General features: G+C 37.7%; 14 protein-coding genes. 12 read left to right on the top strand and 2 right to left on the bottom strand.

Annotation, left to right across the window (positions count from 1 at the left end; translation table 11 throughout):
* Nucleotides 1–48 precede the first annotated feature (48 nt).
* Both ACNQFZ_RS04730 and ACNQFZ_RS04725 read left to right on the top strand, forming a co-directional pair.
* Nucleotides 49–1257 carry an ABC transporter substrate-binding protein gene (locus ACNQFZ_RS04730; RefSeq protein ID WP_458414202.1) on the top strand — a complete coding sequence of 403 codons (1209 nt, stop codon included), beginning with the start codon at nt 49–51 and terminating at the stop codon, nt 1255–1257.
* A gap of 15 nt (nt 1258–1272) precedes the next feature.
* Nucleotides 1273–1671, top strand: coding sequence for a PaaI family thioesterase (locus ACNQFZ_RS04725; protein ID WP_458414201.1), 399 nt, complete (start codon nt 1273–1275; stop codon nt 1669–1671).
* 72 nt (nt 1672–1743) lie between these two features.
* Here ACNQFZ_RS04725 and ACNQFZ_RS04720 read toward each other — a convergent pair whose 3' ends face one another.
* On the bottom strand, nt 1744–2166 hold the full coding sequence (locus tag ACNQFZ_RS04720) for a PaaI family thioesterase (RefSeq protein WP_458414200.1): 423 nt from the start codon (nt 2164–2166) through the stop codon (nt 1744–1746).
* Between the two features lie 264 nt (nt 2167–2430).
* On the opposite strand from ACNQFZ_RS04720, the gene ACNQFZ_RS04715 reads away from it, so the two are divergent.
* From ACNQFZ_RS04715 to ACNQFZ_RS04680, 8 genes are all read left to right on the top strand, one after another.
* The gene (locus tag ACNQFZ_RS04715; protein WP_458414199.1) at nt 2431–3549 is read left to right on the top strand and encodes a toluene hydroxylase; all 1119 of its coding nucleotides are present in this window, start codon (nt 2431–2433) and stop codon (nt 3547–3549) included.
* Between the two features lie 16 nt (nt 3550–3565).
* On the top strand, nt 3566–3865 hold the full coding sequence (locus ACNQFZ_RS04710; protein ID WP_458414198.1) for an MmoB/DmpM family protein: 300 nt from the start codon (nt 3566–3568) through the stop codon (nt 3863–3865).
* A gap of 21 nt (nt 3866–3886) precedes the next feature.
* Nucleotides 3887–5413, top strand: coding sequence for a toluene hydroxylase (locus tag ACNQFZ_RS04705; RefSeq protein WP_458415309.1), 1527 nt, complete (start codon nt 3887–3889; stop codon nt 5411–5413).
* Between the two features lie 38 nt (nt 5414–5451).
* The gene (locus ACNQFZ_RS04700) at nt 5452–5760 is read left to right on the top strand and encodes a hypothetical protein (protein ID WP_458414197.1); all 309 of its coding nucleotides are present in this window, start codon (nt 5452–5454) and stop codon (nt 5758–5760) included.
* Nucleotides 5753–6772, top strand: a complete 1020-nt coding sequence (locus ACNQFZ_RS04695) for a 2Fe-2S iron-sulfur cluster-binding protein (RefSeq protein WP_458414196.1) — start codon at nt 5753–5755, stop codon at nt 6770–6772. Before ACNQFZ_RS04700 ends, ACNQFZ_RS04695 begins: the two co-directional genes overlap by 8 nt.
* Nucleotides 6773–7005: 233 nt before the next feature.
* Complete coding sequence (locus tag ACNQFZ_RS04690) at nt 7006–8910, top strand: XylR N-terminal domain-containing protein (protein WP_458414195.1); 1905 nt, start codon at nt 7006–7008, stop codon at nt 8908–8910.
* A 127-nt stretch (nt 8911–9037) separates the two neighbouring features.
* Complete coding sequence (locus ACNQFZ_RS04685) at nt 9038–9952, top strand: catechol 2,3-dioxygenase (protein ID WP_458414194.1); 915 nt, start codon at nt 9038–9040, stop codon at nt 9950–9952.
* Between the two features lie 120 nt (nt 9953–10072).
* Nucleotides 10073–10366 (top strand): 2Fe-2S iron-sulfur cluster binding domain-containing protein, encoded by a 294-nt coding sequence (locus tag ACNQFZ_RS04680; RefSeq protein ID WP_458414193.1) that lies wholly within the window; start codon nt 10073–10075, stop codon nt 10364–10366.
* A gap of 48 nt (nt 10367–10414) precedes the next feature.
* Here ACNQFZ_RS04680 and pyc read toward each other — a convergent pair whose 3' ends face one another.
* A complete protein-coding gene (pyc, locus tag ACNQFZ_RS04675; RefSeq protein ID WP_458414192.1) occupies nt 10415–13858 on the bottom strand; it encodes a pyruvate carboxylase in 3444 nt (1147 codons plus the stop codon).
* Between the two features lie 300 nt (nt 13859–14158).
* Here pyc and ACNQFZ_RS04670 point away from each other — a divergent pair, with 300 nt between their 5' ends.
* Both ACNQFZ_RS04670 and ACNQFZ_RS04665 read left to right on the top strand, forming a co-directional pair.
* Nucleotides 14159–14353 carry a 4-oxalocrotonate tautomerase gene (locus tag ACNQFZ_RS04670; protein WP_458414191.1) on the top strand — a complete coding sequence of 65 codons (195 nt, stop codon included), beginning with the start codon at nt 14159–14161 and terminating at the stop codon, nt 14351–14353.
* 24 nt (nt 14354–14377) lie between these two features.
* Nucleotides 14378–14803, top strand: coding sequence for a GlcG/HbpS family heme-binding protein (locus tag ACNQFZ_RS04665; protein WP_458414190.1), 426 nt, complete (start codon nt 14378–14380; stop codon nt 14801–14803).
* Nucleotides 14804–14840: the final 37 nt, after the last annotated feature.

Genomic DNA, 14840 nt, shown 5'->3' with positions numbered 1-14840 from the left:
ACAAATAATAATGTGACTAAAATAAACTTAAAAGATGAGGTGTTTTAAATGAAGAAGTGGTTGAATATTGGGATTATTTTGCTGTTAGTAGGAATGGTCCTAACAGCTTGTGGAGGGCAAAAAACAGGTAATACTTCTGAGTCTGCGAATGACAAAAATGGAGAAACATCCAAAGCACCAAAGTTATACAAAATAGGAGCAATCTATTCAAAAACTGGACCTGCAAGTCCTCTTGGGGAACCTGAGTGGAATGCAGCTTTACTTATCGAGGAACAAATTAATGCAAATGGCGGGATTAATGGTGTGCCTTTAAAGATTATTCTAGCAGATGATGAATCAAAGCAAGAAAAGGCCATCGAAGAAATGAATCGCTTAATCCATGACGAAAAGGTTGATATTATCATTGGAACATCAACAACTGGTCCAAGCTTGGCAATGAAAGGATTGGCCCTCGAAAATCAAATCCCAGTGATTTCAGCCGCAGCTGCTGCACAGATTGTTGAGCCAGTTGAGGAATCGACATGGGTCTTTAAGACACCACATTCAGATGTACATGCGGTAACACGTGTATATATGTATCTACAAGAGCAAGGTATTAAGAAAATTGCCACACTGACAGATTCAAACGCGTATGGGTCTGCAGGATTGGAGCAATTAAAAGCTTTGGCGGGAAAATATGGTTTAGAAATTACTGCTTCTGAATCTTACAATACAAATGACACTGATATGAGTGCCCAATTAACAAAAATTAACGGTTCAGGAGCTGAGGCGTTAATTGTTTGGGGAACAAATCCAGGTCCAGCTATTATCGCAAAAAATATGAAAGAATTAGGTATAAAAATTCCGTATATTGGAAGCCACGGTATTGCAAACAATACTTTTATTGAGCTTGCTGAAGGTGCCGCTGAGGGTGTTGTAATTCCTACAGGAAAACTACTGTTCCCAACTCAAATTGACGCGGCAGACCCACAATACGAAGTTATTAAAAACTTCTATGACGCTTATACTGCGAAATTTAAAGGAGAGCCTACAAATTTCGGATCTTATGGCTATGACAATGTATTGTTGGCAGTGGAAGCACTTAAAGCAGTTGGAACTGACCATCAAGCTATAAGGAACTATCTTGAGACAAATATTAAAGGATTTATCGGAGCTACGGGAACATTTACTTTTTCAGAAAAAGACCATAATGGCTTGAAGGCAGATAGCATGGTATTGGCCGAAGTGAAAGATGGGAAATGGGTAATTAAGAAATAAGGAGGGACTTTAAAGGTGGACACAAAGATTATGGATAGAGTGACGAAGGATCCGTTTGCTAACTTTCTTGGTATAACGGTTGACGAGGTTAAAGAGGGCTATTCAAAAGTATCGATGAATATTACCGATAATATGCTAAATATTCATAATACCGTTAATGGTGGTGTGATTTTTTCTCTTGCAGATGTTGCATTTGCAATTGCAAGTAACACATATGATCAAACAGCGGTTGGAATAAATGTTAATATGAATTTTATAGCAGCTGGTTTTTCTGACGACAAATTAATTGCAGTTGCCAAAGAGGTATCTAAAAATCCTAAATTAGGTTTCTATCATATGGAAGTTAGAAATGAACAGGATCAATTAATTGCAACCGCTGAAGGTATGGTTTATCGTAAAAAGAAACTTAACTAAATGGAAAGAGGCGTCCAAAAAGTCTGTTATCTAGACTTTTTGGACGCCGTATTTTTTACGGATTTACTTGTTTTATTTTTCCATAATCATCACGGAAGAGACTGCACTTGCTACTTTTTTATCATTTTGAATCACATCAGCGACAACATAAGCAGTCCTTCTTCCCAATCTTTCCACTCTTGCTTCTACATTTATTTCCCCAACCATAGCGGGTCTATGAAAAGTAGTGTGTAAATCAATCGATGTGAATGACTGATTATTATTTAATTTTGAAGCGATAGCATAAGCCATCATCGTATCTGCTGCTGCAGAAAGGTAACCGCCCATTACTACCCCGATTCCATTCATAAATTTTTCATCGGCTTGCCAAACTCCACGTGCCACACCGTCATCGGAAAAGGTTGGTTGTAATTGTAATGTTAAATCACAATTAGGAGGAACAGTGCCGTTAGTTGCTACCTCCACTAAATCTTGTGGTTGATAAATTTTTTTCATCTTAAATCTCCTTTTTTACCTTTTTATATTTTTATAGCTTATATATATTATTTACCTTTTTTTATACATTTCCTTCATAAAACTAGAATAATAGTAGCAATTATACAGTTAATTAGATTTAACAAACATTTTAATGCTAAATATTTAGAAAAATGAAACAATTGTTGTTGTATAAAAATGTAAGCACTTACAATAAAATGGGTTTATCAAGTACAACAAAGAGTTAGTTTAAATAAATTAGAATGTTTGGGAGGAAATAGCTAAATGAGTACAAACCAATCATCACAAATTAAACCCATTCGAGAAAAGCCGTTTACATGGGATACGAAAAATGAATACGAAGAAGTAACATTAAGAATGCAAACATATGCTCATTTTCATTATCGTCATAATTTTGATGAAAGGGATTATGAACTTTATGATCCGCGTTATACGAGAATTAAATCTTCTGATTGGGAAGCTTTTAGAGATCCTAAGCGACTTTGGTATACGACATACACCCGTGATCGGAAGAATCTTGCTATTGAAGTGGAGAATGGCTTTAACAATGCTAAAGAGCTTGGGATTATTGAAACTCTTCCGACAGTATGGGTGGACGCCCTAAGGGATATTTATACACCACTCCGCCATATCGAGTATGGGGAAAATGTACAAATGCAGCATGTTATTAGATATGCATTAGGGACACCGATTGAGCAATGTGCAACCTTCCAAGCGTACGACAAAACTGGAAGAGCGCAATGGATTACCCAATGGGCGATGAACATGCAAGAACACCATGGTAATTTCCTTGAAAATAGTAAAGAGATTCTATTAAATGAACCTGCTTATCAGCCACTTCGTTCTTATGCGGAACAATTGCTTGTAACAAATGATTGGGCGGAAGTTATTTTAGCAGAAAATCTTACATTAGATCTATTATTAGGCAATTTAATGTATAAGCATTTAACAAAAGAAGCTACGAAACATGGAGACTACCATCTATCACTACTTAATTTGACGATTAATAAACAAATGAAATGGCAGGCAGACTGGGCCTTTACCCTCTTTAAGCTTTTTGCAAAAGATAATCCAAATGGACGTTGGGATTACTTAAATACGTTGGGTTATGAAAGTTGGCCAGGAGATTATCGTTGGGGTAGAACAATAACAGACCCTCGTTCAACTGCTGATGTTGATGAAAATAACGCAGATGTTATCCAAGAATGGGTTAATAAATGGTATCCAAAGGCGTATGATGCTGTTTTAGCATTAGGCCTTTTATTCGAGAAACATAATGTTGGCATAAACGTAGAGCAAACATTGAAACAGATTGAAGCAGAAGATATCTTGCCACTATACAAAAAGTGCGGAATTCCATTCTGTTCAACTGTTTCAAGATAATGAGAGGAGAATGAATATGGCTGTAAATACAGTTCGATATGTTGGGATTGATTTAGATAGCAGCGGCGGTGATGTTATTTCGGCAATTATTGAGGCCGCTAAAGAAGAGAATGCGGGTGTAGTGGTAGATAACTTCTCCACTTTTATCAAGCTTAAAGCCCCAAATGAATTGATTATTAAGCGCTGTCTTGTCGAAGAGCATCTTGGTAGAGATTGGTCTATGGATGAGCTTCATATTTATATGGCATCCTATTTTGGATTTATGGAAGAGATGGATGATGAACAACTAATTATTCGCTGGAATAACGTTGACTAAAAAGGAGTGAGTTTGTTGACTGTGATTACGAAGGATCAAAATAAAGGAAAGCTTAGCTCAAAGGATCAATATAAATATTTAACAAGAGATTTAATGTGGGAACCGAAAGATTTCGATTTAAAAACAGTTTATCCATTGATTGAAAAAGAAGGCATTTATTTAAAAGACCCTAAAAAATGGGAAGATCCATTCCGGATGACCTACAATCAATATGTAAAAGTGCAATCAGAAAAAGACTCTATCTACAACTCGGTTGTCAATGCTTTTGAAGCCAATCATGGTCATGCAAAAGTAGTAGATTCAAGGTGGTATGAGGGGGTAAAAGCATTTGCGGTAGCTGTTCAACCAGGGGAGTACCAAGCCCACCGCTTAATGGCTTACATTGGAAGGAATATCCCGATTGAAGCGATTCGCTTTGCAACCTTTGCGCAAGCAATTGATGAATTGCGCCATGCGCAAATTGAAATTAAGCATTATGCCCATATGAGTAAATATTATGATGGTTTGCATTCGTATGCAAAAGTAAATCAAAACCATTGGTTTAACACCGTTGTAAAGTCGTTCTTTGAGGATGCTCTAAGTGCTGGCCCATTCGAAGCTTTAATTGCCATATCTTTTGCATTTGAATACTGTTTCACAAATATTCTCTTCCTGCCGTTTGCATCATCAGCTGCAGCTGTTGGTGATGATCATTTCGCAGCAACTGGTAAAACAGTTCAGTCAGATGAATCAAGACATATGGCGCTTGGTATGTCTGCTTTGAAAATGCTGCTGGAAGAAGATGAGAGAAATGTTCCGGTCGTTCAAAAATGGATTGATAAATGGTATTGGAGGGGCTATCGCATCTTCTCAGCTGTTTCTGTGTTAGTTGATTACTATCCGCGCATCCGCCCAATTTCTTGGCAAAAAGCTTTTGAAATCTATATAGAAGACCAAATATTCAATGGCTTGTTTAAAGATTTAAAGAAGTATGGCATCCGTCCACCGAAACATTATGAAGATAGCGTGAAAGAGAAGAAGCATTATTCTCATGCAGTGATGAGAATTTTAGATCACTATAAACATGCCAATGTATTTAGAACATTTAAGTTGCAGCCGGATGATTACGAATGGCTGGCAAATGAATATCCGGATACGTTCGATCAATATTATGCGTCTTATTTCCGCCGTCAAGGTGATCATGCACTTGCCGTGACTAGCCCGGGAATTCCGGCAATCTGTAAAGTTTGTCAAATTCCATTAGAGTTTCCAAATCCAGATAAACCGACACAGCAATGGACACAGTATAGTGAATACGGCGGCGATATTCATATGACATGTTCACCGGGGTGTAAGCATATTTTTGAATCGGAACCGCATAAATATGTTCAAATCTGGTGGCCTGCAGAAGCGTTTGTCGGTGGGGAATATGGTGAAAATCTTCCGGGAGATTTGTTTAATTATTTAGGATTCAGTCCGGAGGAAGCTGGGGAGCATTACTCTTCTCGTGACAGATTGCGCTGGATCCAATATCGTCAGGCACTAAATTTTGATAAGAGATTTAATTGATAGAAATAGAATAAAAGTTATCTTGGAGGTGAATCTGAATGTCTATTAGTTATTTGCATAATCCAAATCATTTGTTGGTGCACATTGTACCTGCATCATTAACTGGCGGTGATGAGCTATTGACATACATCGCGATGCGAGCGAAGTATGATATGACTGGATTAGATTTGAAACAAGCTGGTTTAAACCTATGGAATTTAAATGAACAAGAGAGTCAGTATAAACTAGTGACGCATCTTGGTGGAACAGAAGTTGAGATTGATGAGAAAAAGACATTGACTGAAATGGGAATTTCAAATGGTGCACCAATTCAAATTGTTAAAAAGGGGGCTCATGGCAATGAATAAAACAACAGTTGAAACATACGAGGTCACTCTTGAACCTATCGGCAAGCAAATTGAAGTAAATGAAGGCCAAACCATATTGGACGCCCTTATCCGTAATGGGATTCAAACCCCATATGGCTGCCGACATGGCAGCTGTAGTGCATGTAAAGCTAGAGTACTTGAAGGAAATTATGAAATTATGGGGAGAGTATCCGAGTACTCTCTTCTCTCCTTCGAAAGAGATGAAGGGATGGTTCTTCTTTGTAGTACGCTTGCGGAAAGTGACCTTGTAATCGAAATTGAGGAAGAAGAGGAAGAAGGAGTTACATTTTTTCCGGTTATTGATTTCGAAGCAACTGTTATAAAAAATGAACAGGTGACCCCGGATATTCATGTCATCGAGCTCCATTTAGAGAGTTCAAATACGATATCATATGCTGCCGGCCAATATTTTGAGTTTCAAGTTCAGGAAGAGGAAACGCGGGCATATTCAGCAGCTACAAGATTTGAAGAAGGAAATCATCTGCAATTTCACGTTAAAAGAATACCAAATGGTCTCGGCTCAAACTATATGTGTGATTTAGATGTTGGGGAAACAGTAACAGGATCAGGTCCATATGGAAAAATGCAGTTGCGGGATCGTGATAGAGATTTGATTTTTGTGGCCGGCGGTTCAGGAATGGCCCCAATTAAAGCTTTGATAGAAGAGGTATTTTCTGAATCCTTCGAGCACGAAGCATGGTTTTTCTATGGGGCTAGAACGGAACAAGATTTATACCTTGTAGGGGAATGGCTTGAATTAGAAGAAAAATATCCGAACTTCCACTTTATCCCCGCCTTATCAAATCTATCAGACAGATCAAGTTGGTCTGGTGAAAAGGGCTTTATCGCAGATGTGATTAAAAGCAACATGGAGTCATGTCAAGGGATGGATGCTTATCTATGTGGCCCACCGATAATGTGTGAAACAGTAACAGATGTGCTACATGATAAAGGATTACGTGGAAATCATATCTATTTAGATGAATTTTAATCAAATTTCAGCAGGTGTACAAATCCTGCTGAAATTTTTTGATTTTATTTATAAAATTTAAAAGGTTTTGTTCACTATAGAGCAACGATATCATTGTACATATGACAAAATTTGTTATATTTAATATACTGACAATTCACACTAATGTATAATATTTCGACCATTAAAGAAAGCGTTATCATGAACGAAGATTACGTAAAATGTAAATCTATTTATTTTGGGGTGATATTATTTTGCAAATTGATTCTTTTATTGGAAAAGATACTGTTTTTCCGTTTCCGCTAGATGGGAAGATGTTCCTCAACAATCAAAGGGTTTTCATGACTTCAACAGCCGCGATGGGTTTGCTGCGGAAAAATTTAATAGATATGGTTGGAAAGAAGCGTTCTAATCAATTCTTAGTTTTGCATGGTTGGAGTCTCGGTGTGCATGACGCTACAGTAATTTTACAAAATAATAGCTATACCTCAAAAAAGGAAATGATTTTGGCAGGACCAAAATTGCATATGCAACAAGGCCATCTTCATGTTCAAACCAATACTTTAGAAATTGATTTAAAGAATAATGGATTTTATATGGAAGGGCTTTGGAAATATTCCCATGAAGCAGAAGAGCATAAGAAGTATTTTGGTATAAGCGATGAACCTACTTGTTATAAAATGGTAGGCTATGCCAGTGGCTATATATCAACAATACTGGGATTTATGGTCATTGTCAAAGAAATAAAGTGTGAAGGAAAAGGTGATGATTACTGCCATTGGGTTGCTAAACCACTTAGTGAGTTTAAAGATTCACAGACTATAGAATTATTTAATTTCAACGAAACTAGTATGATTAAAGAATTAGAGTTAGCTTATGAACAAATTAAAGAGGAAAGGGATAATTTAAATAAAACCTATATTATTCATAAGCGCTTGACGAGAGAATTAGTCCAGGGCCATGGATTACAATCCATCGCTACGGTACTTCATGAAACATTAGAGGCACCCATTCTTATTGAGGATCAGCAATTTAATGTTATAGCTGCTGCAGGGTTAATTGAAGATGAGAAAAATGAATATAATCAGCAAATGAAATGTTTTGTTAAGACAAAGAAACACCAGTTTAACGAGATTAAACTCAATTTTTTTCATAATTTTAAACCAGCTAAAGTGCCGGTTTCCCAAAACCATTTTCGTTTACTCATTCCTATCTTATTAAATAATCAAATAACAGGTTATTGTTCCATCATTCGTCCGGTTAATGAATTTACTATTCTTGAAAAGATGATGATTGACAGGTCTTCCGTCGTTTGTGCGATGTACCTTTTAAACGAAAGGACCACTATTGAAGCAGAACAACGGATGCGCGGTAATATATTGGAAGAAATAATAGCGGGGAGATTAAGCAGGCAAGAAATCATGAAAATGGGCCAATATGTTCATGCGGATTTTTCAAAACCCTTTCATATTGTTGTTCTTAACATCTGTAATGAAGGTCAGAATATGAAAACGGAAATAGAATGGAAAGATGAGATTATAACGAAACTAACAGAGTTTTTTAATAAGGAGTCAATCCCTATTCTATTAACCAATAAATGTGATCACATTGTGCTCTATATACCAAATGATGTTTTGCTGCAAAGAAATAGGCAAATTCAAGAACTAGTTGGAGAGATTTTGTTTTTTTGCTCAAATGTATATACTAAATCAACTTTTTGTGGTGGAATCAGCACCTGTCAACAAAAAATTGAAGCCGCAAAAAACCAATTTGATGAGGCACTTACGGCGGTAAAACTTAGTACAAAGTCAAAACCGCTAACATTGTATGAAGAGCTTGGAATAATCGGGCTTTTAATGCAGACTGGCGATAAAGAAGCGATAAGGAAATATTCGAAACAAGTGCTGTCAGACATCCTTGACTACGATCATCGTAAAGGGATGGATTTAACGAAGACCCTTTACCACTATATCTTGAATGGTGGGAATTTAGAGCAAACTGCCTGTAGTTCAGCATTATCGATCAGTGGATTACGATATAGGATAGAAAAAATAAAGGATATTCTATCAGTCGATATTCGTCAACCATCAACTAGCTATTCCCTTTTTCTGGCCATTCAAACGTTAATTATCCTTGGTGAAATCCAATTTGATTTATAGGATGATTTATACTGTATGTTACTGTCTGAAAATAAATAAAAATTAGAATATTCAGTATGTAGGAATTAGAATTGAAATATTTTAATCTATTAATTAATAAAACATTAATTTTAGGAGGAATGTTGTAATGGCTATCATGCGCTTAGGAAGAGTTGAGATTGGTTGTCCAAACTGGGAAAAGTCTATTGAGTACTACAAAAATGTAATCGGTTTACTTGAAACAGCCCGCGAAGAAGATAGAGTCTACTTAAAAGCATGGGATGAGCACGATCATCATAGTGTTATTTTGAAAAAAACTGATTCAGCTGGCTTAATCCATTTGGCGTTTAAATGCGAATATGCTTCTGATCTAGATTTATATGAAGAAAAGTTAAATAACTTTGGTATAACTACAAAGCGTATTGCAGCTGGTGCTCGCCTTGCTGAAGGGGAAGCGGTGCAATTTGTTTTACCTACTGGACAAACGATGGAGCTTTATAGCGAAATTGAAGTAGTGGGCAATGGCTTACCGCTAGTGAACCCAGATCCATGGCCAGATGGATTAAAGGGAATGCATCCAACACGACTTGACCATCTATTAGTTGCCGGGGACGATATTGAGGGTGCTGAAAAAATATTCCTAGAAATCTTTGACTTCCGTGTGAGTGAACAATTAGTTGCCGGCCCAAATAACGACCAAGTGATTGCTAAATGGTTGTTCAAAACAAATACAGCGCATGATATCGCTCTTATCAAAGGTCCTAATGGAGCACTTCACCACTTTGCATTCTGGTTGGATGAATGGGTGGAGCTAAGAAATGCGGCTGATATTATGGCTAAAAATGACGTTATGATTGATGCAGGACCAACACGCCATGGCATAACAAGAGGTACAACAATTTATTTCTTTGACCCATCAGGTAACCGTAATGAAGTATTCTGTGGCGGCTATATTACTTATCCTGACTCACCAACTATTACTTGGACAGAAGATACGATCGGTAAGGCGATTTTCTACTTTGAAAGAGAGCTAAATGAGAGATTTACAACTGTTTTCTCTTAAAAAATAATATTTATATAATAAGGAAGTTTCTCGATTTGGGGATGCTCGAAAGCGTTACCAAATTATAGGGGGAGCTTCCTTCAACATCTAAAGGAATGGAATAGATATGGAGGTAAGGGAATGAACACATTTAAAGTGGTTGTACGGGAAAAGGAAATCATCGTAAAAGAACATGAGACAATCTTAAATGCTTCACAACGCCAAGCGGGTGGTATTTTTGTCGGTTGTAAGGGCGGCGGCTGTGGAATGTGTAAAGTAAAAGTTGTATCAGGAGATACAATTGATGGAATCTCTTCCAAATCTGTTCTACCTGATGAAGATCACGTAGCAGGGTACCGTTTGGCCTGTCAAAGTAAACCAACAACAGACATGGTTATTGAACCATGCCGTGAAAAGAATAAAATATTTAGATAAGAAAGAGGCTGATAGCTTTTATAATAAAGCTATCAGCCTTTTTTGAATTTATTCTAATTCAAGCAACAAATCATCCGCTTGTACGGCTTCCCCACTTTTTACATGAATATCGACAACAATTCCATCGAACGGAGCTTGAACAGTTGTTTCCATTTTCATAGCCTCCGTGATCATTAAGTGGTCGCCCTTTTTCACTTTTTCGCCTTTTTCAACTAATACCTTCACTACCGTACCAGGCATGGAAGCACCTATATGGTTCGGGTTTTTCTTTTCTGCTTTCCGCTTAACAGCCACTGCTGATTTCATACTTTCGTCTTTTACAATTACTTCACGTGGCTGACCATTTAACTCAAAATAAACTACCTTCGAACCATCGCGCTGGGTCTGACCGACAGATACAAGCTTCACGATTAGTGTTTTTCCCTGTTCGATTTTAACTTCAATTTCCTCTCCTAGGCGCATTCCGTAGAAGAATGTAAGTGTATCAAGAACGGACACATCACCGTATTGCTCATAAAACTGATGATACTCCTCGAATACTTTTGGATATAATGCATAGCTGATGACTTCCAAATCCGAAGATTCACGTTCAATCGTTTCCTCTAGCTCCTTTTCCAACGCAGCAAAGTCCACATTTTCCAACAGTTCCCCAGGGCGAACTGTAATTGGCTTACGGCCTTTTAAAATGGCTTTTTGGATATCTTTAGGGAAGCCTTGATATGGCTGACCTAGGTATCCTTGGAGGAATTCAACAACTGAATCAGGAAAATCAAGGGCATCACCCCGTTTAATCACATCTTGCTCTGTTAATTTATTTTGGACCATGTATAAGGCCATATCACCGACTACCTTAGATGAAGGAGTAACCTTTACTACATCGCCAAACATGTCATTGACATTGCGATACATTTGCTTAACATCATCCCACTGGCCTTCAAGGCCAACAGCTTTTGCTTGTTGTTGCAAGTTGCTGTACTGTCCGCCAGGCATTTCGTGATTGTAAACTTCGGTATGGGGCGCGATCATCCCGGATTCGAATGCTTTATAGTAATGGCGAACATCTTCCCAATAATGGGCCAATTTTTCAAGTGCTTGAATATCCACATTCGGTTGTCTGCTTTGACTTTGCAGTGCATAGAACAATGTATTGCTACTTGGCTGTGATGTTAAACCTGCCATTGAACTTATAGCGACATCAACAATATCGACACCCGCTTCAATTGCTTTAACATACGTGTAGATTCCATTGCCGCTCGTATCATGTGTATGAAGATGGATTGGCAAATCAACCGTTTCTTTAAGTGTTGAGATAAGTGTATAGGCAGCTTGTGGCTTTAATAGTCCAGCCATATCTTTAATACCTAGTACATGGGCACCGGCATTTTCTAATTCTTTAGCCATCTTTTTATAATAGTCAAGGTTATATTTCGTGCGTGTACTATCCTCAATATCACCTGTATAGCAAATCGCTGCCTCAGCAATCTTCCCGGAATCCCTTACAGCGTCGATTGCCAATGTCATACCTTTAACCCAGTTTAAGCTGTCAAAAATTCGGAATACATCAATACCGTTTTCTGCTGACTTTTGCACAAATTCTTTAATAACGTTATCTGGGTAATTTTTATAACCAACTGCATTAGAGGCACGTAAGAGCATTTGGAATAATAAGTTCGGCATTTTTTCTCTTAGCTCTTGCAGTCTTACCCATGGGTCTTCTTTTAAGAAACGATAGGCAACGTCGAAGGTTGCACCGCCCCACATTTCAACTGAGAAAAGGTTCGGTAACAATTTTGCAGTAGGCTCAGCGATTTGTGTTAAATCATTTGTACGAATACGAGTTGCGAGCAGCGATTGATGGGCATCCCTAAAGGTTGTATCTGTTAATAATACTTCTTTTTGGTTTTTAATCCACTTTACAACACCTTCTGGACCTTCTTGGTCAAGAATCTGTTTTGTTCCTATTGGGAATGCATCTGATAGTTTTACCTTTGGCATTCTTGGCTTTTTCATCAGTGGTTTCTTTTCTTTGCCAATTCCCGGATAACCATTTACAATCGTATTTCCAATAAAGCTTAACATCTTGGTACCACGGTCTTTACGCTCTGGGAAGATAAAAAGCTCCGGTGTTTGATCAATGAAGTTTGTATTATAATGGCCCGTTAAAAATTTTTCGTGTGTAATAACATTTTCCAAAAACGGGATATTCGTTTTGATGCCGCGAATTCTAAACTCTTTTAAATTGCGTTGCATTTTAGCAGCGGCTTTCTCGAATGAGAGTGCGTGTGTTGAAATTTTCACAAGCAAGCTGTCATAAAATGGTGTGATTACAGCTCCCGCAAAAGAGTTGCCTGCATCGAGACGGACGCCAAAACCGCCGCCAGAACGGTAAGCTGTGATTTTGCCGGTATCTGGCATGAAATTATTTTCCGGGTCCTCTGTTGTCACACGACATTGAATGGCATACCCATGTGTTTTCACAAAAGTTTGATTTGGGATGCCAATTTCTTTACTATTCAAAGGATGTCCCTCGGCAATATAAATTTGTGACTGAACGATATCAACCCCGGTAATCATCTCGGTAATGGTATGTTCAACCTGAACCCGCGGGTTAACTTCAATAAAGTAAAATTCTCCGTCTTTCGTAACAAGGAATTCTACCGTACCAGCATTGATGTAGTTAATATTTTCCATTAATCGAACAGCAGCTTCACAAATCTTCTCACGTAAAGTGTAAGAAAGAGATATGCTTGGTGCAACCTCGACGACCTTTTGATGACGGCGTTGTACGGAACAATCACGTTCATATAAGTGAACAATATTTCCATGCTTGTCACCCAGAATTTGCACCTCAATATGCTTCGGGTTTTCAATATATTTTTCTACATAGACTTCGTCATTTCCAAATGAAGATTTTGCTTCTGACTTCGCACGATTATAACTTTCAACGAGTTCATCTTCATGGCGAACAATGCGCATTCCACGACCTCCGCCACCAAGTGCAGCTTTAATAATAAAAGGGAAGCCATGTTTTGCAGCAAATGACTTTACTTCCTCGATATCTTTCGCAGGTCCATCAGAACCAGGAATTACAGGAATACTCGCTAATATAGCTTGATGTCTTGCTTTTACCTTATCGCCAAACATTTCCAAATGTTGCTCAGAAGGTCCGATAAAAATAATGCCTTCATCACCACAACGCTTCGCAAAATGGGCGTTTTCGGATAGAAATCCATAACCAGGATGAATGGCGTCAACATGATTTGCTTTTGCAATTTCGATAATCCCTTCGATATCTAAATAAGCATCAATCGCACCTTTATCCTCGCCAACCAAATAAGCTTCATCTGCTTTATAACGGTGGTAGGAACCAGTGTCTTCTTTAGAATAAATGGCTACAGTACGAATGCCAAGTTCGGTGCAAGCCCGAAACACCCGGATTGCAATTTCACCTCTGTTGGCCACCAGTACTTTTTGAATCCTTCTTTCTACCAACGACATCTCCCCCTTAGTACCTAGTATTAGTTGTTGCCTATAAAACAACAATGATTCTATATGTGATACAAATGATTTTAGCAAAAATTCGAAAAAATATATACAAATTTTCATATTTTTATGTTTAAAAAAATTTTGAATGTCTATTTCTCCATCATTTCTGTATGTGTTTGAAAAGTAAAAAAATAAAAAATATTCATTCATTTATTTCATATAGAGCAACGATTATGTTGTTACACGAAAAAAAAGGTTTTACTATTAGAATAAGCAAATTACAAAAAAATATAAGGAGTGTAAAAAATGCCTCTTATTCAGATTAATATTATTGAAGGACGCTCAGCTGAAATGAAAGAAGAATTAATTAAGGAAGTGACAAAAACAGTCAGTAAGACATTGGATGCACCGATTGAATCCGTTCGTGTACTTATTAACGAAATGCCGCCGGAGCATTGGGGAATTGCAGGTGAATCTGTTAAAAAAAGACGTTCTAAATGAAACACGGAGAGGAGGAGTTTTTTTATGAAATTGATTGAAAAATATTCTATTCCTAATGAACTAGCGAAGAAAATGATTGTGGCTGCAGAAAATAAAGCAAAGGAATTGGGTATAGCGGTTAATATTACTGTTGTAGACGAGGGTGGGAACTTAGTCTGTTTTTCACGAATGGACCATGCCCCATTGCTTAGTATGGGAATTTCGCAAAACAAAGCGTATTCGGCAATTGCTTTTGGAAAACCGACTGGTGATTGGTATCCAATGATTAAGGATGAACCAGCCCTCTTAAATGGAATTGTTCATACTCCAAATCTAGTAATTTTCGGCGGTGGTTTCCCTATTAAAGTAGAAGGGAAAATCATTGGTGGAATCGGCATAAGCGGTGGTAGTTCAGAAGAAGACGAGCAATGCTGTCTAGCAGCGCTTCAGATGATAGAACAATTAGTATAAAAGAATTAGGGCTGTCTAAGTGACAGCCCTAAAAATC

This window comes from Schinkia acidoalkalinis, assembly GCF_054301215.1.
The sequence above is the reverse complement of the archived record's forward strand: the minus strand, read 5'-3'. Positions and strand labels throughout refer to the sequence as shown.

Bases quoted from the DNA above. Each gene is read 5' to 3' on its own strand.
- ACNQFZ_RS04715 (WP_458414199.1), top strand. From the start codon at position 2,431: ATGAGTACAAACCAATCATCACAAATTAAACCCATTCGAGAAAAGCCG.
- ACNQFZ_RS04685 (WP_458414194.1), top strand. From the start codon at position 9,038: ATGGCTATCATGCGCTTAGGAAGAGTTGAGATTGGTTGTCCAAACTGG.
- ACNQFZ_RS04670 (WP_458414191.1), top strand. From the start codon at position 14,159: ATGCCTCTTATTCAGATTAATATTATTGAAGGACGCTCAGCTGAAATG.
- ACNQFZ_RS04695 (WP_458414196.1), top strand. From the start codon at position 5,753: ATGAATAAAACAACAGTTGAAACATACGAGGTCACTCTTGAACCTATC.
- ACNQFZ_RS04720 (WP_458414200.1), bottom strand. From the start codon at position 2,166: ATGAAAAAAATTTATCAACCACAAGATTTAGTGGAGGTAGCAACTAAC.
- ACNQFZ_RS04710 (WP_458414198.1), top strand. From the start codon at position 3,566: ATGGCTGTAAATACAGTTCGATATGTTGGGATTGATTTAGATAGCAGC.
- ACNQFZ_RS04680 (WP_458414193.1), top strand. From the start codon at position 10,073: ATGAACACATTTAAAGTGGTTGTACGGGAAAAGGAAATCATCGTAAAA.
- ACNQFZ_RS04730 (WP_458414202.1), top strand. From the start codon at position 49: ATGAAGAAGTGGTTGAATATTGGGATTATTTTGCTGTTAGTAGGAATG.
- ACNQFZ_RS04665 (WP_458414190.1), top strand. From the start codon at position 14,378: ATGAAATTGATTGAAAAATATTCTATTCCTAATGAACTAGCGAAGAAA.
- ACNQFZ_RS04700 (WP_458414197.1), top strand. From the start codon at position 5,452: ATGTCTATTAGTTATTTGCATAATCCAAATCATTTGTTGGTGCACATT.